General features: G+C 58.3%; 17 protein-coding genes, 2 tRNA genes and 1 pseudogene. 6 read left to right on the forward strand and 14 right to left on the reverse strand.

Going from position 1 to position 17,202, the window contains the following annotated elements; translation table 11 throughout:
* The 3 genes from IPI80_RS14815 to IPI80_RS14825 all read left to right on the forward strand — a co-directional run.
* A partial coding sequence (locus IPI80_RS14815) for a hypothetical protein (RefSeq protein WP_413861414.1) occupies positions 1-1,227 on the forward strand: 1,227 nt, incomplete at its 5' end.
* A 220-nt stretch (positions 1,228-1,447) separates the two neighbouring features.
* Complete coding sequence (locus IPI80_RS14820; RefSeq protein WP_413861416.1) at positions 1,448-1,579, forward strand: hypothetical protein; 132 nt, start codon at positions 1,448-1,450, stop codon at positions 1,577-1,579.
* Between the two features lie 71 nt (positions 1,580-1,650).
* Positions 1,651-2,226: a tyrosine-type recombinase/integrase gene (locus IPI80_RS14825; RefSeq protein ID WP_413861418.1), complete on the forward strand. Its 576-nt coding sequence runs from the start codon at positions 1,651-1,653 to the stop codon at positions 2,224-2,226.
* A gap of 317 nt (positions 2,227-2,543) precedes the next feature.
* Here the strand turns inward: IPI80_RS14825 and IPI80_RS14830 are convergent.
* The 7 genes and pseudogenes from IPI80_RS14830 to IPI80_RS14860 all read right to left on the reverse strand — a co-directional run bounded on the left by IPI80_RS14830 (position 2,544) and on the right by IPI80_RS14860 (position 7,056).
* Positions 2,544-2,619: transfer RNA gene (locus IPI80_RS14830), tRNA-Lys, on the reverse strand.
* Positions 2,620-2,626: 7 nt separating this feature from the next.
* Positions 2,627-2,702, reverse strand: a tRNA-Lys gene (locus tag IPI80_RS14835).
* Between the two features lie 71 nt (positions 2,703-2,773).
* Positions 2,774-3,494 (reverse strand): annotated as a pseudogene (locus IPI80_RS14840) (ThiF family adenylyltransferase).
* Positions 3,495-3,572: 78 nt separating this feature from the next.
* Positions 3,573-4,364 carry a tol-pal system protein YbgF gene (gene ybgF, locus IPI80_RS14845; RefSeq protein WP_413861420.1) on the reverse strand — a complete coding sequence of 264 codons (792 nt, stop codon included), beginning with the start codon at positions 4,362-4,364 and terminating at the stop codon, positions 3,573-3,575.
* Complete coding sequence (pal, locus tag IPI80_RS14850; protein ID WP_413861422.1) at positions 4,361-4,897, reverse strand: peptidoglycan-associated lipoprotein Pal; 537 nt, start codon at positions 4,895-4,897, stop codon at positions 4,361-4,363. The genes ybgF and pal overlap by 4 nt, the downstream gene beginning before the upstream one ends.
* A gap of 31 nt (positions 4,898-4,928) precedes the next feature.
* Positions 4,929-6,194, reverse strand: a complete 1,266-nt coding sequence (gene tolB / locus IPI80_RS14855) for a Tol-Pal system beta propeller repeat protein TolB (RefSeq protein ID WP_413861424.1) — start codon at positions 6,192-6,194, stop codon at positions 4,929-4,931.
* A gap of 7 nt (positions 6,195-6,201) precedes the next feature.
* Entirely contained in the window at positions 6,202-7,056 is an 855-nt protein-coding gene (locus IPI80_RS14860; RefSeq protein WP_413861426.1) for a glycosyltransferase family 2 protein, read from the reverse strand.
* A gap of 71 nt (positions 7,057-7,127) precedes the next feature.
* On the opposite strand from IPI80_RS14860, the gene IPI80_RS14865 reads away from it, so the two are divergent.
* The 3 genes from IPI80_RS14865 to msbA are packed head-to-tail and all read left to right on the forward strand — an operon-like array spanning position 7,128 to position 10,914.
* Positions 7,128-7,910 (forward strand): glycosyltransferase family 2 protein, encoded by a 783-nt coding sequence (locus IPI80_RS14865; RefSeq protein ID WP_413861428.1) that lies wholly within the window; start codon positions 7,128-7,130, stop codon positions 7,908-7,910.
* Positions 7,880-9,163: an O-antigen ligase family protein gene (locus tag IPI80_RS14870; RefSeq protein WP_413861430.1), complete on the forward strand. Its 1,284-nt coding sequence runs from the start codon at positions 7,880-7,882 to the stop codon at positions 9,161-9,163. The genes IPI80_RS14865 and IPI80_RS14870 overlap by 31 nt, the downstream gene beginning before the upstream one ends.
* Positions 9,160-10,914, forward strand: coding sequence for a lipid A export permease/ATP-binding protein MsbA (msbA, locus tag IPI80_RS14875; protein ID WP_413861432.1), 1,755 nt, complete (start codon positions 9,160-9,162; stop codon positions 10,912-10,914). The genes IPI80_RS14870 and msbA overlap by 4 nt, the downstream gene beginning before the upstream one ends.
* Here msbA and IPI80_RS14880 read toward each other — a convergent pair.
* The 7 genes from IPI80_RS14880 to IPI80_RS14910 all read right to left on the reverse strand — a co-directional run bounded on the left by IPI80_RS14880 (position 10,837) and on the right by IPI80_RS14910 (position 17,169).
* Positions 10,837-12,051: an aminopeptidase gene (locus tag IPI80_RS14880; RefSeq protein ID WP_413861434.1), complete on the reverse strand. Its 1,215-nt coding sequence runs from the start codon at positions 12,049-12,051 to the stop codon at positions 10,837-10,839. The genes msbA and IPI80_RS14880 overlap by 78 nt on opposite strands.
* Before the next feature lie 173 nt (positions 12,052-12,224).
* Entirely contained in the window at positions 12,225-14,591 is a 2,367-nt protein-coding gene (locus tag IPI80_RS14885) for a heavy metal translocating P-type ATPase (protein ID WP_413861498.1), read from the reverse strand.
* Between the two features lie 94 nt (positions 14,592-14,685).
* Positions 14,686-14,931 carry an SHOCT domain-containing protein gene (locus tag IPI80_RS14890; RefSeq protein ID WP_413861436.1) on the reverse strand — a complete coding sequence of 82 codons (246 nt, stop codon included), beginning with the start codon at positions 14,929-14,931 and terminating at the stop codon, positions 14,686-14,688.
* A gap of 5 nt (positions 14,932-14,936) precedes the next feature.
* Complete coding sequence (locus tag IPI80_RS14895; RefSeq protein ID WP_413861438.1) at positions 14,937-15,407, reverse strand: DUF302 domain-containing protein; 471 nt, start codon at positions 15,405-15,407, stop codon at positions 14,937-14,939.
* Between the two features lie 10 nt (positions 15,408-15,417).
* The gene (locus IPI80_RS14900; RefSeq protein ID WP_413861440.1) at positions 15,418-15,924 is read right to left on the reverse strand and encodes a hypothetical protein; all 507 of its coding nucleotides are present in this window, start codon (positions 15,922-15,924) and stop codon (positions 15,418-15,420) included.
* 287 nt (positions 15,925-16,211) lie between these two features.
* Positions 16,212-16,679 (reverse strand): DUF411 domain-containing protein, encoded by a 468-nt coding sequence (locus tag IPI80_RS14905; RefSeq protein ID WP_413861442.1) that lies wholly within the window; start codon positions 16,677-16,679, stop codon positions 16,212-16,214.
* A 34-nt stretch (positions 16,680-16,713) separates the two neighbouring features.
* Positions 16,714-17,169: a hypothetical protein gene (locus tag IPI80_RS14910; RefSeq protein ID WP_413861444.1), complete on the reverse strand. Its 456-nt coding sequence runs from the start codon at positions 17,167-17,169 to the stop codon at positions 16,714-16,716.
* Positions 17,170-17,202 lie beyond the last annotated feature (33 nt).

The raw sequence follows: 17,202 nt of genomic DNA on the forward strand, positions 1-17,202 counted from the left end.
TCGCCTAGTAACACAGCACCCCATAACAGCAATACAACACCACTACCCGACGGTTTTCGGCTGTTGCGTTTGGCTGTTGACAGTCTGTACCTGTCCTTCCCCGGTGAGCTCAATGCCGCCACCTACTCTGCGCTGCAAAAGCTCAAGGCCCTGGCACAGTCAGAACACCCCGAACCACTCGCCAGCTCACAGTATCCGGTAGGCTCTCACGTCTTCGAGGTCAAAGACAAGGGAACAGGATTGTTTCCCTTCACCCTGGTCGACAACGCTTACCGTATTCAGCTCTCAAGGCCCGGCAAGAAGCTGCCTATGGCCTACGTCCAGGTGTCGGCGCAGTACCCGCCCACAAAGAGCCCAAAGGACATCAAAGGAGCCCAGGCATTGCTATCCGATATGGGAGACCTTGCGGGAGTCAACACAGTGAGCCGAATCGACCTGGCAGCTGATTTCAGTTCTCCCGTCATCATGGACTCCTGGCACCGGTCGGCCTGGGTCACCCGTGCCAGTGAAATCCACAGCTACGCCAAAGACCAACAATTCACCGGCTGGACCGTGGGCATGGGCGGGGTTATAGGATGCCGCCTGTACGACAAGATCAAGGAAATCGTTCACAGCGGCAAAGCTTGGGCCATGAATCTGTGGATTCCTATGGGCTGGAAGCTTGGTGAGGACGTTTGGAGGCTGGAATTCGAGTTCAAGCGGGACTTCCTCAAAGAACGCGGTTTGTCGTCCCTGGATACGGTTCTGGGCAACCTCAATGGCCTTTGGAGCTACGCCACTACCGAATGGCTGCGGCTGACCGTTCCCAATGAAGCAGATGCAACCCGGTCCCGGTGGCCCACGCACCATCTGTGGGAGTCCCTGGCCTCGGTGGATTGGGAAAGCACCGACAGTGTTTTGCTGGACCGCTACAGCAATGCCAGGACACCGACTGACCTGCGTCTGATTACCGTGGTTCTGGGGGCCTTGTCGTCTTACATGGCTGCCTACCAGCTGGACAACCGGGCCGAGGCCATCGATCAACTACTAGGCAAGGTCTATGAGCACTATTCCTTCATTGCTGCCAAAAGCGGTGAGACCTTTGACGAATACCTGCAGAAACGTGTCAACGTCAAGTCGCGGGAATTCAACACGTCCATCAATGCACCAGGCTTGAAGGACAACCTCAAACAAGACTTTCTGGACGCGGGAGCGGACGCCTATCGGCGGGCTTCCAAGGGTCACTAGAGGGAAACATCATGGAGGAATCCAGTCTACCTTTGCCCCCTGTTCGGTGTTTGTCCAAGGAACAAGCGGCCATCTACCTGGGTATCGGAGTCACGCTCCTGGCCCAGTTGGGCGTGCCCTATGTTCGCCTGGGTCGGCGCTGCGTCTATGACCGGGTTGACCTGGATACCTGGCTCGAAGACACTAAGGGCGAGCGAAGGCGGGCCGGAAAGGAGAATTTATGGCCCGTAATGAAGGAATCTACAAGCGACCGGACTCCGGTTTCTGGTGGATCAATGCAACACTCCCCAACGGCAAAGAGTACGCCAAAGCGCTGGGACTGAAGACCGACAGGACGCCGAAGCGTATCTAGCGAAACTCAAGCTGGATGCGTACCGGGAAACGCATTTCGGGATCAAGCCCCAACGCAGTTGGCAAGAGGCCGTGATTCGGTATCTCGATGTGAAGCGGAATTTGAGAAGTTTTTCGGATGTGAAGCGGATATGCCGCCAGCTTGATCCCTACCTGGGCTCCATGATGCTGAACCAAGTCAATGGCGACGTGGTTTGGTCCGTCATCCAGGGCAGACTAAGCGCGGTAGCCGCCCGCTACGGTGAATCGGTGTTGTCCACCATGCGCGCGCTGTTTCGGATGGCGCGGGATGAATGGCAATGGATCGATACATTTCCGAAAATCAGACTCTTGACCGGTGAAGTTGAGCGGGACCGTTGGTTGAGGCGGGAAGAAGCGGAAAGACTGATTCGCAACTGCCCTCCTCAACTGGCGGCCTTGGTACGGTTTGCCCTGGCAACAGGCTGCCGTGCATCGGAAATCACGGGGCTGGAATGGACGCGTGTGGACTTGGACCGCAAGACCGCATGGCTCAACCAGACCAAGAATGGGACGCCCAGGGGAGTGCCGTTAAATGAAGATGCAGTTGAAGTGTTGAAAGAGCAGATAGGCAAAAGCCTGACCCACTGTGCCACCTTTCAGGGGAACCTTGGAATGGCAAGTCACTAATTCTGCGTGGCATACCCCTGGGCTTCGGTATCTCTGACTTTAGGTTTCACGATTTGCGCCATACCTGGGCATCGTGGCATCGCCAGGCGGGAACGTCATGCGATGAGCTCAAGGACTTAAGGCCTCGGAAGTCCAGAGAGACATGGCAAAGTATGGCCGACCGTTGGGGGAAACTAGTGAACTGGCGCATTTGAAGGCATTTGGCTCCCATGCGAATCGAACGTGTCCGTGTTGAAAACGTGTTGGACTCCGTCACGTTTTTGTCACGCCACAAAGAAAAAAAGGACCTAGCCACGCGGCTAAGTCCTTGATTCAACTGGTGGGAACTGAGAGATTCGAACTCTCGACCTACGGATTAAGAGTCCGCTGCTCTACCAGCTGAGCTAAGATCCCTGATAAATGGTGGGACGTGCGGGGGTCGAACCCACGACAAACGGATTAAAAGTCCGCTGCTCTACCAACTGAGCTAACGTCCCGACGAGGCGCAACCTGTTTATGTGCCGTACCCCGCGAAGCCTTCAATTATATCGCCATTCTTTCAGCCAACTCACGAGGGCGAAGAAATTTTATCGAGCACCCAACCGGCAGCACATTCCAAATGCTGCAGTGACAGCAACAGACGATCCATAGCCATGGCAGTTGAGTGTGTTATCGCCCTGCACTGCGCACGAGGCATCGGCAGGCTTGACTGCTTCACGACTAAAAACACAGGCCACTCCCATGCGTTTGCCTTCGCGCGGTGCGTTGTATTCCTTGCGCAAACGGTAGCGCAATTGGGCCAGCAGCGGGTCATGGGTGGTTTCACTCAAGTCGGCAATGTCGACCTTGTGGGCAAGGCGTTTGCCGCCTGCTGCGCCTACGGAAATGAACACGGCTTTGGTGCGTCGTGCCCATTCGGCCATGGCGGTCTTGGTCTTGATTTGGTCGCAGGCATCGATGGTGGCGTCCACACCGTGGGGAAGAATGGCAGGCCAGTTGTCAGGCTCTACAAAGGCATCGATGCAATGCACCACACAAGCCGGATTGATCAAGGCGATGCGTTCCTGCATGGCCGTGATCTTGGCCATTCCCAGCGTGGTGGAGAGTGCGTGCACCTGGCGGTTGATGTTGGATTCCGCCACGTGGTCCATGTCGATTAATGTCAGCTGGCCCACACCACTGCGCGCCAGTGCTTCCGCAACCCAAGAGCCAACACCACCTATTCCGATGACGGCGACATGTGCTCGGCGGATGGCCCGCGCCTGCGAAACACCATAAAGACGGTCCATCCCCGAAAAACGCCGAGCCAGATCAGCCGAATCAGACGCGGGCGCCTCCACCGGTTCGATTGGTGCAGTCAAATGCGCCTACCGCAAAACCGCCAGCCGCTCCTTGGCGGCCTGCGCCGCTTCCGAGCCTGGGTAGTTGGCGACCAGGCTCTCCAGGGTTTTGCGGGCACCCTTGCTGTCCTTCAACTCCAACTGGCAATTGGCAATGGCCAGATTGGTTTCGGGTACACGCTGGTGATCGGGTGCCAACGTGACCAAGGAACGAAAGCTGGACAGTGCTTCCTTGTAACCTTTGGTGGCGAACTGCGCATTGCCCAACCAGAACAAGGCCGACGCACGGTAACCCGTCTTGGGGTAGCGATTAAGAAAATCCACGAACATCTGTTGGGCATTTGCAAATTCACCTTTGCGAAAGATGCCCATGGCTGCGTCAAAGTCGTGCTTTTCGGCGGGGTCTGCAACGAACTCGCGACCATCCACAGTGATGCGCGCGGGTTCAAACTTGCTCATACGAGTATCCACGGACTGAATCGCGTCTTTTTGCTGGCGTTGCATATCGGCCAAATCACGCGCCATCTGCTCGTCCTGACCCCGCAATTTGGCCAGATCAGCACGGGCAGTATCCAGTTGGTTTTGCAGGTCGATGAGGCTGCGGCGCAATTGCGTGGAGTCTTCGGTTGCGCGTTTGTTCTCTTCCGTGATTCGCTTCTCTGACTCCGTCATTCTTTGGCGCAAGTCCAGAATGGCCTTGCGCGCCTCCTCGTCATCGAACAGTCCAGCCGTTGCGGAACCCAAACATCCGATCATCAGGACGGCAGCCAAGGCGCTGCGCGACACACGGGCCAATGAGGAGGAAGAAGCGGCTCTCATCGGTAGTTAATTTCAGCGCGGCGGTTCTTCGCCATGGCGTCTTCGGTCGAACCCAGGACAGCCGGTTTTTCCTTGCCAAAGCTCACGGCTTCAATCTGGTTCTCGGACACACCCAGCAGCGACATGGCACGGCGAACGGCCTCCGCTCGTTTTTGGCCCAGAGCCAGGTTGTATTCACGACCGCCGCGCTCGTCGGTATGGCCTTCAATGGCTACTTTGCGCGAGGCGTCGGCCTTGATGAACTTGGAATGCGCTTCGATCACAGGCTGGGCCTCAGGGCGAATCGCAAAACTGTCGTAATCAAAGTACACCGTGCGGTTGGTTGCCATCATGGCTGCTGTGGCATGGGCATTGTCCAATGCCACGCCGGTCACTGTACTTTGACCCACGCGGGAGGACGCATTAGGGTCCACCAGAGTCTGGGAAACGTCGGTTCCAGACTTATGCTCAACCGGCACATCGTTCAACCTGACGCCCGAGCTGCACGCACTCAGCAAAACGGCAACCGCAGCTGCCCAAATTAATCGGTTCATCCACTACTCCTTGTTGAATTACAAAATAAAACTATTTCTGCACCGGGCCCCAATCGGGCTCACGTATGTCGCCACTTTTACCCGCCAGGCGGGCTTTGATCTTGCCATCCAAAGTGGTAGTCATCAGTGCCTCGCGGCCGAGTTGATGGGTTGCATAGATGATGAGTCGGCTATTCGGTGAGAAGCTGGGGTTTTCATCGGCGGTGGTGTCGGTGATTGCGGTGGTTGCGCCGGTTGAAAGTTCCATCACATGCAGCTTGAACACGCCACTGACCCGCGAAATATAGGCCAGCCACTTCCCATCCGGACTCAGGGCGGGCGAAATATTGTAAGTACCGGTAAATGTGACCCGCTCCGCATTGCCACCTGCAGTCGGCATACGGTAAATCTGGGGTGCGCCACCACGGTCGCTGACAAAGTAAATAGTCTTGCCGTCGGCAGTAAAGGTAGGCTCGGTGTCGATCGCAGAAGACTGCGACAGGCGCCTGGGCTCACCACCAGTGGCTTCCAGCAAATACAGTTGCGACCCACCATCCCGGCTCAATGTCGCGGCCAGTGTCCGGCCATCCGGCGACCAAGCCGGCGCGCTGTTGGACCCCTTGAAGTTGGCGACCAGTCGCCGCTTTCCGGTTGCCACGTCGTGCACATAAATGGTGGGTTTGCGGGACTCAAACGACACGTAGGCAATCTGCGTACCGTTGGGTGCCCAAGATGGGGAGATGATAGGCTCGGCGCTATTGAGGGCACTTTGTGCGTTCTCACCATCCGCATCGGCCACCCACAGATTGTAGGTCTGCGCCACCTTGGTCACGTAGGCAATGCGGGTCGAGAAAATGCCCTTGTCACCCGTGAGCTTTTCGTACACAAAGTCGGCTATGCGGTGCGCTACCAAGCGCAGATCACCTGTCACCACGGCATAGCTTTGTCCACCCAGGTCTTGCCCCCGCACCACGTCCCAAAGGCGCATGCGCACATCAAACCGGCCATCGGCAAGGCGGGTGATGCTGCCGGCCACCATGGCATCGGCACCTTTTTGGCGCCAGGTGGACACATCGGGCCGCGCTGTCTCATCCAGGGCCACCCCGGTGGTATCAACCGCGCGGAACTGCCCGCTACGCTCCAGATCGGCCTGCACGATAGCCCCGATTTTTTGCGGTGCGGCGTCATCACCCCGAAATGCAGCGATGGCAATAGGAACCTGTGTCAGGCCGACACCGGAAACCTCAACCCGAAACTGCGCAAAAGTGGGCAGGCACACCATACCAGCCAGCAAAACAAATAAGTGACGTTTCAACATCTTTGCATTATCCCAGTCTTGTGATGACCACGTCATCGTTGATCCGTTCTTGTGAAAAACCCAGCACAGGCTGGGTCACCCTGCTCTTGGCACGATCGTGCACGGTCCTGGCATTTTGCGATTCCTGGTTGCGCGAGGCCTCTTTGTGCCAAAGATGAAATACCTCAGTGGCGCAAAAACCATTTTTGCGGGCTACCCCGCTGTTGTGCAGGCGCAGCACCATGTCCGCATCTTCGTGCCCCCAACCCACGAACGACTCGTCAAATCCGTTGACCGCCAGGTAGTCCGCACGCCAAATGCCCATATTGCAACTGCGTATGCCTTTCCATGAGAACGCTTTGTGTACCCGAAAGTTCCCATTGGGCAAACGCAGCAAGCCGGTGAGCTTGTTGGCATGCCCACGCAGGCGTTGCCCCACCCAGTACCCGGCAGAGCGCCCACAGAGGCGCTCTGAGTGGTTGAGCACACGCAGTGTGAACGCCGGCGAGAGCAACACCCGGCTACCGTTCACAAAATGCCCTTCCTGGGCCAATAACTTGTGGCGGGCAATGAAGTCAACTTCTGGCACGCAGTCCCCGTCCAGGAGAACGATGTATTCCCCATGGGACACCGCCACGCCCCGATTGCGAACACGCGACGCGGTGAATCCCACATCGGGATGCCACACATGCACCGCCTTGAGCGCACGCGCGTGGTCGCTGGTGTGAATAGCGTGTTGGTGCTCTAAACGCGAGCCATCGTCGGCCACGATGACTTCAAAATGACCATCCGTTTGCTGGCGCAAACCGTCCAGAACCGCCAGCAATGCGTCGCTGCGGTTGTAGGTGGTGATGACCACGGACACAAGTGGGAGTGCATTCATTTTGAACTAGACTACGCGGCTGGCAACCCGTCTGCTGCGTGCACGAAGAGGCCGAATACTACCACCCCCTGATGAGCAAAATTTCCGTCTACATCATCGCCTTCAACGAAGCCGAAAAAGTTGCCGCCACCATTGAAAGCGCCAAATGGGCCGACGAGATCGTGTTGGTGGACTCCTGGAGCACCGATGGCACGCCCGAAATTGCAACACGCATGGGCGCCAAGGTGGTGCAGGTGGACTTCAAGGGTTTCGGCGATTTGCGCAACCAGGCCATTGCGGCCTGTACCCATGAGTGGATTTTCAGCCTGGACGCCGATGAGCGCTGCACGCCGCAGGCGGAGCAAGAAATCCGTGCCATCACCAACAGCCCCGACGCGCTGGACGTCTACTGGATGCCACGGCGAAACTATTTTATGGGGCGCTGGATTCAACACTCCGGCTGGTACCCCAACTACCGCCAACCACAGCTCTTTCGCAACGGCAGCATGTCGTACGACATGAAGCCCGTGCACGAAGGCTATGTGCTCAATTCAAACAAGCCCATCGGCCACCTACAGAATGCCATCTGGCAGTTTCCGTTCAAGAACATGGCCGAGGTCATGCACAAGTCCAACCGCTACTCCACGCTGGGGGCGGAAAAAATCATGCACAAGAAGATCACCATGGGCATGGCCTTGTCGCATGGCATTTGGGCCTTTGTCAAGCACTATGTCTTCAAGCGCGGTTTTCTGGATGGCTGGGCGGGCTTTGTGATTGCACTGGGTAATTTTGAAGGTACGTTCTACCGCTACGTCAAGGCCCTGGAGATTCAAAAAGGTTCGCAATGGCAAGCTCCCAAGGCGCCCCCTCCGTGATGCCGGATACGCGCTTACCCACGCCCAATGTATGGAGTGTCCGACTGGGCCTGGTTTGCCTGTCGGCCGTGTCTGTCAGCCTGCCCATGGCCTGGGTCAGCCTGGCCAAGGTGCTGGTGCTGGCGGTAAGCTTGGCCTATTTGTGTGTTGACTACGCCAAAGGTCGCCGGGACACCGCCCTGGGCGCCCTGTGGACCACGTGGATTTTGGCGCTGATTGGGGTACTGTTTGCAACCAGCCTGTTGTGGACGGGTGCGGACCTTCCATCAGCACTGAACACATTGGCCAAACACATCAAGGTAGTGGAAATCGTGTTGCTCGCCGTGCTGATCCGCACGGCTGCCGAGGCACGCATTGGCATCGCTGCCTACGCACTGGGCCAAGCCTTTTTGTTGCTGAGTTCATGGTTACTGTTTGTGGGTGTTCCGATCCCCTGGAAAGCCGATTCAGCCGTGGGCTACGAGGTGTTTTCCACCTACCTGGACCAGTCCCTCATGTTTGCCACTTCGGCTAGCGTGTTTTGGTACCTGCGGCGCGACAAGCTTTGGCCGAGCTGGGCAGGCGTGGTTCTGGCAGTGCTGGCGCTCGTCAACACGTTGCTGGTGCTGGAAGGTCGCAGTGGCTATTTGGTGGCATTGACCGCCATTGCGCTGGCCATCATGTGGTCCATGCCACGCCACTTGCGTCTGGCAGCGCTCGTCGTAACCCCGTTTGTGTTGCTGCTGGGCTTGACGCTGGGCTCCGCCAAAGTACAGGAACGGGTGACAAAGGTATTCCAGGAGAGTCAGGGTTTTGCCCAGACCCATCAGGTTTCAGCCAAGGATTCTTCAGCCTTTCGCCTCAATGCGTGGATGCAATCCGTTCAGGCCATGCAGGAAAAGCCGCTGGTTGGCCACGGCGTTGGCAATTGGACACCGGTTGTCAAGCGTATACAGGGCAGCGAAGCGGACGCCATTTTTGGCGAGGGTAACCACAGCAATCCGCATCAGGAATACCTGCTGTGGGGCGTGGAGTTAGGCGTGGGGGGGGTGCTGCTGCTCATTGGGCTGTTCATCGGCATGGCCAGAGATGCGATGCGTTTCCCCGACACCGTCAAGCACGCCATGTTGGCGGTTGTCGCTGCCACGGCTGTGGCCTGTCTGTTCAACTCAGCCCTGTATGACGACCTGATGGGCGACTTTTTCTGCGTCAGCCTGGGCCTTTTGATGGCGCTGGGAGTGCGCACCACTGTTGTGACGAAGGTGACGGTATGAAGCCGCGCAACAGCCTGCTGGCGCGCGCGCGCCCCTTGATGCCCTACTTCGGCATCTATCCCGGCACCTGGCTGATCATTGTTCTGGCCACTATCGTCGGTGCGGCCACCGAGCCCATGATTCCAGCCCTGTTCGACAAACTGCTGGATCTGGGCTTTGTCAAACGCAGTCTGGAATTGTGGACTGTGCCAGTGGTGCTGCTGACGCTGTTTGGGGTACGGGGCCTGGCCGGCTATGTGGCACAACTGGGTCTGTCACGCATCACCAACCAGGGTTTGATGGTCTTGCGCCGCGAGATGTTTGCCAAGCTGATGGTGGCGCACATGCAGCTATTCAAAGGCCAGACCTCCAGTGCCTTGTCCAACACCATCGTGTATGAAACCCAGACTGGTGCCTCCATGCTGGTTAATTCGGTTCTCAGCCTGACCCGCAATGCCCTGACCCTGTTCGCACTGACTGCCTACCTTTTGTTCCTGAACTGGAAGCTCACCCTGATCGTGATTGCCGTGTTCCCTGCCGTCGCTTGGGTCATGCGCGTTCTCACCAAACGTTTGCACACTCTGACCAAGGCCAACCAGGATGCGACCGACCGCCTGGCCTATGTGGTGGAGGAAAACGTGCTGGCCCACCGCGACATCCGCCTTTACGCTGCCCAGGCATCGCAGGCCGAGCGCTTTGACCATTTAGGCGAGTCGCTGCGGCACCTGGCCATGAAATCGACCGTGGCTGGCGCCGCCATGACACCCATGACCCAGATGCTGGCGGCCACAGCGCTGTCGGCAGTTATCTCGGTGGCACTGCTGCAAAGCACGTCCAGTGGTACGTCGGTCGGCGGCTTTGTGGGGTTTGTAACAGCCATGCTGATGATCATTGCGCCGATTCGCCAACTGTCCGAAGTGTCCAGCCCCATCACCCGGGGCTTGGCTGCGCTGGAGCGCGGGCTGGCGCTGATCCACGATGTGCCGTCCGAGACCCAGGGGTCATTCAGCGAACCACGCGCCACAGGTGAGATCGTGTTCCAGGACGTGGTGGTGCAATACGGCGCCGAAGCCACCAAGGTCATTAACCACCTGAGCCTGGCTATCCACAGCGGGGAGACCATTGCCATCGTCGGTGCCTCGGGTGCCGGCAAGTCCACCCTGGTCAACCTGCTGCCGCGCTTTGTGGACCTGCAGGGTGGCAGCATCCTGCTCGATGGCCACGACCTGCGGGACTGGAACCTGCACGCCCTGCGCGCCCAATTTGCGTTTGTGAGCCAACATGTGGTGATGCTCAACGACAGCATTGCCGCCAACGTTGCACTGGGCCTGACGTTGGACCGCGACAAGGTGCTGTCCTGCCTGCACGCCGCCAACCTGGGTGCCCTGGTGGCCGAGCTGCCGCAAGGCCTGGATACGCTGGTGGGCCATAACGCCATGCAACTCTCGGGCGGACAGCGTCAGCGGTTGGCCATTGCCCGGGCGTTGTACAAAGATGCGCCTATTCTGATTCTGGATGAGGCCACCTCAGCCCTGGACACCGAATCCGAGCGCGCCGTGCAAGACGCACTGATGGGCCTGATGCGTAACCGCACCACCCTGGTGATTGCCCACCGCCTCTCCACCGTGATGCATGCCAGCCGCATCGTCACCATGGAAGCCGGTTGCATTGTTGAGACCGGCACCCACCAGGAGTTAATTGCACGCAATGGCCACTACGCCCGCCTCTACCAGCTCGGTTTGGGTGGATTTGGCGGGCCCACCGCAGCTTAGCCGTTGCAGGGCCTGTGTGCGCTCGGGCTTGGGCAGTGCGGCCAGCTGGCGCACGGCATCAAAAAATCGGGGCCAAACAGTGGCATTGCCACCCGTTTGGTTCTGGCGCGCAAACAGTGCTTCAAACGCGGGCACCCATTGGTCATAGGCCGCCACCGCACCAAAGGCGGCATTGTTGGCCTTGGCAACCCATCGGTCGTAACCGCTGTGGGGCAGTGGCGGCGGCGCTGCCGGACCCACGCGACTTGCCCGTGCTGCATCGTCGGCATCGTCGGCATCCCAGCCAGCGGCTAGCGTTGCGTATTGCTCGCGGAAGCGCTCCATTGCTCTCAATTTCATAGCTTCTTGTGTAGTAGCGCCGAGGGCTAGAGGCTCATTTGATTCATAGATACTGGCCAACTCCTGGCGCGTTTGTCGCGTCAACGTCCGAAATTGCCTGCGCCGCGCGTCAAATCGTGCGTACTGCGTGCGGGCCTCAACGGAGGCGTGCTGCGCCAGCCAGGCAGCACTGCCCAGCCGCTCAACCGTGGTGGCAAAGGATTCGTTAAACGGCGTGTCGCCTTTGACATACAGCACTTGGTGGGCCAACTCGTGGAACAGCATGCGCGCCAGCTCCCCTTCTGGATAGCGGATAAACGTATTGAGCAATGGGTCGCCACCGGCCCAGTTCATCCAGCCCAGGGTGGAATAGGCGGGCACGCCGTAAACGCTGGCCTCGAGCCCATCGCTTTGCAGCTGGGTGGCCAGGGCTTGCGCCTGTGCTTCGTCAAAATAGCCCCGGTAGCCCACGCAACCAACCACCGGAAAGCACCAGGTTTTCAGGGTCAAGGAATACGGTGGGGCCGCCACAACATTCCAGACCGCAGACGACCGGTGCAGGTCGGCGTAGCGCTGGTAGCTGGCGTTGTCGGGCAGGCCCAGGTCGGTCACCGCAAAGTGGCGTAACCGCTGGGCCAATGCCAGCCGGGCCTTGAGGGCCGCAGGTGTTTGCGGGTCAGCCAGCCACTGGTCTATTGGCTTGGCCGCATGCATGATGGCCAGGTGGCCGGTGACTGACTGCAGGTAGTACGGAGTTGCCACACACCCGGTTTGCAGCAAGACCGTCAGCAGCCCCAGAAGGTACAGGCTTAAACGCACAGCGGGCCTTTCACACAAAACATTTGCCTCCAGCCCTCGTGGAATATACATAAGCAGCTATTGAAACGATAGTGTATAGGACCATTACCCACCAACGTAGCGCGCCCTCTGGGGGTAGACCCACCCAAGTACGGGCACCATTGCGGTGTCCAGCGGTCATAGCAAGCCCAAGGTCAGCGCAGTCGCAGCGCGTTGCCAATCACCGACGCAGAGCTGAAACTCATGGCCAGCGCCGCGATCATGGGCGAGAGCAGCCAACCGGTAAACGGGTAGAGCAGGCCCGCTGCAATCGGTATACCCAACACGTTGTACAAAAAGGCAAAGGCCAGGTTTTGCTTCATATTGGCCACGGTGGCTTGCGACATCAAAATCGCCGTCGAGATGCCACGCAAATCACCTTTGATGAGCGTGACCTGCGCACTGTTCATCGCCACATCGGTGCCCGTGCCCATGGCGATTCCAATATCGGCCCGGGCCAGCGCGGGTGCATCGTTGATGCCGTCGCCCGCCATAGCCACCACGCGGCCTTCTTTTTGCAAGCGCTCCACCAGCGCCAGTTTGTCGGCGGGTTTCACCTCTCCATGCACTTCGTCAATGCCCAAGCGGGAACCCACCGCTTTGGCAGTGGTCAAGCCATCACCGGTAGCCATGATGATGCGAAGGCCTGCCTTCTTGAGCGCCGCTAGCGCCTCTGGCGTGCTTTGCTTGACCGGGTCTGACACGGCCAACAGGCCTGCCAATTGGCCGTCAACGGCCAGGTACATCACGCTGGCACCTTCAGCACGCAAGGCTTCGGCCTCACTCAGCAGACCATCAACCGCCACGTTGGCCTGTTGCATCAAAGTGGTATTGCCCAACGCAAGCTGCTTGCCCGCAACCTGCCCGCGCACACCAATGCCGGAGCCTGATTCAAAATTGTCCGGCTTGTCCAACACTAAGCCTCGTTCCCGAGCGGCGCGCACAATGGTTTCGGCTAAGGGGTGTTCACTACCTTGGTCCAGGCTGGCTGCCATGCGCAACACCTCGTCCGCATCAAAACCCTTGGCGGGAACGGCGCGGTCAAAGGCTGGTTTTCCTTCGGTCAGTGTGCCGGTCTTGTCCACAATTAGCGTATCCACCTTGCGCAAGTTCTCGATGGCTGCAGCATCCCGAAACAGCACGCCCTGGGTGGCGCCCTTCCCCGTGGCCACCATGATGGACATGGGTGTTGCAAGCCCCAACGCACAGGGGCAGGCAATGATGAGCACCGACACCGCGTTAATCAAGCCATAGACCCAAGCCGGGTCTGGCCCAAAAAAGCCCCAGGCAAAAAACGTGAGCACGGCGGCCGACACGACTGACACCACGAAGTAACCTGCCACCACGTCGGCCATGCGCTGCATGGGCGCGCGTGACCTCTGGGCCTGGGTCACCATTTGCACAATTTGCGCCAGCATCGAGGCCGAGCCGACCCTCTCACAGCGCATGACCATGGCACCGCTGGTGTTCATCGTGGCGCCGATGACCTTGTCCCCCACCCTCTTACTCACTGGCACAGGCTCCCCGGTCAACATCGATTCATCGACTGCACTGCTGCCCTCGATCACCACGCCGTCCACCGGCACTTTTTCACCGGGGCGCACCCGTAGGCTGTCACCTACATGCACTTCGGTCAAGGGCACGTCTTCTTCGGTGCCGTCGGGACGAATGCGCCGGGCCGTCTTGGGCGCTAGGCCAAGCAGTGACTTGATAGCCGCTGAGGTTTGGGAACGCGCCTTCAACTCCAGCATCTGTCCGAGCAAGGTGAGTGAAATGATGACGGCTGCAGCCTCAAAATACACCGAAACCCGCCCCATGGAGACGAACGAATCCGGGAACACATGCGGGGCAACGGTGGCCACCACGCTGTAGACAAACGCCGCACCCGTGCCCATGCTGATCAATGTCCACATATTGGGACTGCCGTTCACCACCGACTGCCAGCCTCGCTTGAAAAACGGCCCACCCGCCCACAGCACAATGGGCACGGTCAACACCAACTCGACCCAGCTTTGCACCGCCATGTCCATCCACTGCAAGCGGTGGCCAAACATGGCCAGCACGAATACCACACTGGTTAGAGGCAGCGTCCACCAGAAGCGACGTGTGAAGTCCCGCAGCTCGGGGTTGTCATCGTCTTCCAGGCTGGGGATAACCGCTTCCAGGGTCATACCGCATATGGGGCAATTGCCGGGGTGGTCCTGGCGGATCTGCGGGTGCATCGGGCAGGTGTAGATCGTCCCGGCCTGCGCCGGCAATGGCGGGGTTTGTGCGGTTGGCGCGGTTGGCGCAGAACCCTGCTCGCCTGAGGCGTACTTCGGCGGATCAGCGTTGAACTTCGTCAGGCAGTTCGTGCTGCAGAAATAGTAGGGGTGACCGTCATATTCGACGTGGTGCTCGGACTGCGCCGTGACAGTCATGCCGCAGACTGGATCTTTCAACGTGACCGCGCTATTTGCGCCCGCTTCGGTGGCTGGGTTTTCATGGTGCCCATGTCCCGCATGTTTGAGGTTTGAAGGCATATCCATGACATTTTCCTTGTGTTCGTCGAGGGGTACGGTCTGAGGCAAGACCGACCTTGTCGTCGCGGAAACGTCAAGGCTTTAAAAGTGGAAATCAGGCTCTTGAGCCAGCGTCGCGATCAAGTAGGGTCTTGCGTTTTTCGTACTCTTCCGAGGTGATCTCACCGTTGGCCAGTCGCCGTTGCAAAATCTCCAGCGGCGTCTCACGCGGGCGGCGACCTTCCCCTTCAGAACGTCCCCAGTTGGTGACGAACAACACTCCGATGAGCAATATCCAAAAAATCCACCACAGACCATGCATTCCGCCCATGGCGAAGTTGCCGTCGTAGAACATGTGCATCGCGTTCAGCCGTTGGTGTTTGGCACACCAGCGCCGCCTGGCGATGCCATCAGCGCGGCACGGACTCGCTGCAGCCGATCACGCACCTCGTGCGCGACACTTGCCACTTCGGCATTACTCGTCATCTGCAATACGGCTACCGGGTCCATAAAACTGACGACCAGCCGACCATTTGGCTCTGCGCGAACGACCACATTGCAAGGCAGCAACAGACCGATGTCGGGTTCGGCCTGCAGTGCCTTGTGGGCAAGCGGCGGGTTGCAGGCGCCAAGGATGCGGTAAGGCAGCCCGTCAACGCCGAGCTTGGCCTTCATGGTGGCCTGTACGTCGATTTCGGTCAGGACACCAAAGCCCTCGACCTTGAGCGCAGCGGTAACACGGGTCACGGCAGCGTCGAAGTCACTGCCTTCGATCTGGCAGTGAAAGCCATAGGCTACTGCTTCTGGCGCAATCGATGAAATGGGAGCGGGGTTCATGTTGCGACCCTCACTTTGTGGCCGTGGCGGGTGCCATCTGGTCCATCATCATCTGCATCATGGACGCCATCATTTCCATGCGTTTTTCCATCATTTGTTGGCGCGTTGCCATGTCGAGGGGCATCTGGCCTTGCATACCGCCACCCATGCCCATTCCCATTCCCATGCCACCTTTACCGCCCATGCCTCCCATCATCCCCATGGAGCCCATGGCGTCTTGCATGGTTTTCACGTGCTCACCCATGAGCGCGTTGCGCTCTTCTGGCGTTTTCGCGGCCACCATTTTTTCATGCATATCCTGCATAGCCTGGATCTTGGTATCCATCATGGCGATGGCCGGTGTGGCCTTGGAAGTTGCGGTCTTTACTTTGGCTGTCGGGGCTTTGGTAGCAGAAGTCGTGCCCGCGGGGTGGTGTGCGTTATGGTCGGTGGTGTCCACCGCATCGGCGGCAAAGGCAGATCCCGCCAGCGCCAATACCAGCGTTGCGATCATCGTGCATGTCTTGTTCGTAGTCATAGTGCATTTCCTTTTACGTTGTATGTTGCCGTCCCAACGCAACCCATAAAAATTGGGTAACGATTCACCGGATGGGCATGTACCAGCAATGGCGAAACGTTACTCAATATCCCCACGAAAGTCCGTACGGCAACTAACATATTCAAGGCAGCCTGTTCAATTGTTTGTGTGGTCCGCAGCCATACCCACTGCGACATTGCTTGCGTCAGGTGCAAGCCGCTAGCCATAAGAAAACGCTGTACATATTCAGCAACCATATTGAACTTCTAAGTTTGCATGCGGCAATCTCAGGTATAGCGTTGAAAGACCGTTGTGCTGCCGTCACGTTGCACCAGCAGCACGGCATACGGGTCTTGGCGGCCGTTGTAGGCAGGGCCATCCATACCCGGCGAGCCTACCGGCATGCCGGGGACTGCCAGCCCCACCACTTTCGGCTTTTCACGCAATAAGCGTTGAATTTCACGCACCGGAACATGCCCCTCCAGCGCATAGCCCGAAACCCGTGCGGTATGACAAGAACCTAGAGCGGCAGGTATGCCCAGTTTTGCACGCACGGCATCGTTTCCTGTATCAGAGATGCGAACATCAAACCCTGCCTTCTGCAAGACCGCGACCCAGTCTTTGCAACAACCGCAGCTGGGGTCTTTCCAGACCTCGACCAATGTGCGCTCGGGTAACGCCCAAGCGCTGAACGCTGGCAACAGCAAAGCGCCAGCTACCCAATTGCGTCGACTCATTTTTGTTGCGTTTGTCATCATGGAATTCCTGTTCGGAAAAATTTGAATACTTTCAGTGCTTGTGTTCCATATGCTCATCGGCCATCGCAGCCAACGGGGTAAAACGCGCTTGTTCGGCTGCTTTGCCGGCCAAGGTAATGGAGACCACCGCTTTCAAACCCGTTGCAGACGCATATTTGCCGGAGCCTTTCATGCGGTTGTCACCATCAGGAGCCAGAGTAACCACGGTCTTGTCTTTACCCGCCAACAGCGTAGCCGTTCCCGATGAACCAGCGGTGGGGATGCTGGTACCGGCATGATCGGTCACATAGACAACGACCGGATTGTCGCGAGCGCCCTTCGCGGACTTCTCTACAACCAGCTCGAAGTGATACATGCCTGCCATCCGGAGTTGGCCACCATGGGCGGTCTTGACGGTGTCGAGATAGGCGTCATCGTGGGCCTGGACGCCTCCCGCCACCAATGCCAAACCAACCCACATCGCGGATAGAAAACCTGGCTTTTTCATACTGACTCCTTCTTGAGATAACAAGCCCGGTAT

The organism is Candidatus Aalborgicola defluviihabitans (assembly GCF_016705985.1).
Classification (GTDB): Bacteria; Pseudomonadota; Gammaproteobacteria; order Burkholderiales; family Burkholderiaceae_C; genus Allorhodoferax; species Allorhodoferax defluviihabitans.

Excerpts from the sequence above, each read along its gene's own strand:
- IPI80_RS14820 (WP_413861416.1), top strand. The coding sequence starts at position 1,448 with ATGGCCCGTAATGAAGGAATCTACAAGCGACCGGACTCCGGTTTCTGG.
- ybgF (WP_413861420.1), bottom strand. The coding sequence starts at position 4,364 with ATGAGAGCCGCTTCTTCCTCCTCATTGGCCCGTGTGTCGCGCAGCGCC.
- pal (WP_413861422.1), bottom strand. The coding sequence starts at position 4,897 with ATGAACCGATTAATTTGGGCAGCTGCGGTTGCCGTTTTGCTGAGTGCG.
- tolB (WP_413861424.1), bottom strand. The coding sequence starts at position 6,194 with ATGTTGAAACGTCACTTATTTGTTTTGCTGGCTGGTATGGTGTGCCTG.
- IPI80_RS14860 (WP_413861426.1), bottom strand. The coding sequence starts at position 7,056 with ATGAATGCACTCCCACTTGTGTCCGTGGTCATCACCACCTACAACCGC.
- IPI80_RS14865 (WP_413861428.1), top strand. The coding sequence starts at position 7,128 with ATGAGCAAAATTTCCGTCTACATCATCGCCTTCAACGAAGCCGAAAAA.
- IPI80_RS14870 (WP_413861430.1), top strand. The coding sequence starts at position 7,880 with ATGGCAAGCTCCCAAGGCGCCCCCTCCGTGATGCCGGATACGCGCTTA.
- msbA (WP_413861432.1), top strand. The coding sequence starts at position 9,160 with ATGAAGCCGCGCAACAGCCTGCTGGCGCGCGCGCGCCCCTTGATGCCC.
- IPI80_RS14885 (WP_413861498.1), bottom strand. The coding sequence starts at position 14,591 with ATGCCTTCAAACCTCAAACATGCGGGACATGGGCACCATGAAAACCCA.
- IPI80_RS14890 (WP_413861436.1), bottom strand. The coding sequence starts at position 14,931 with ATGCACATGTTCTACGACGGCAACTTCGCCATGGGCGGAATGCATGGT.
- IPI80_RS14895 (WP_413861438.1), bottom strand. The coding sequence starts at position 15,407 with ATGAACCCCGCTCCCATTTCATCGATTGCGCCAGAAGCAGTAGCCTAT.
- IPI80_RS14900 (WP_413861440.1), bottom strand. The coding sequence starts at position 15,924 with ATGACTACGAACAAGACATGCACGATGATCGCAACGCTGGTATTGGCG.
- IPI80_RS14905 (WP_413861442.1), bottom strand. The coding sequence starts at position 16,679 with ATGACAAACGCAACAAAAATGAGTCGACGCAATTGGGTAGCTGGCGCT.
- IPI80_RS14910 (WP_413861444.1), bottom strand. The coding sequence starts at position 17,169 with ATGAAAAAGCCAGGTTTTCTATCCGCGATGTGGGTTGGTTTGGCATTG.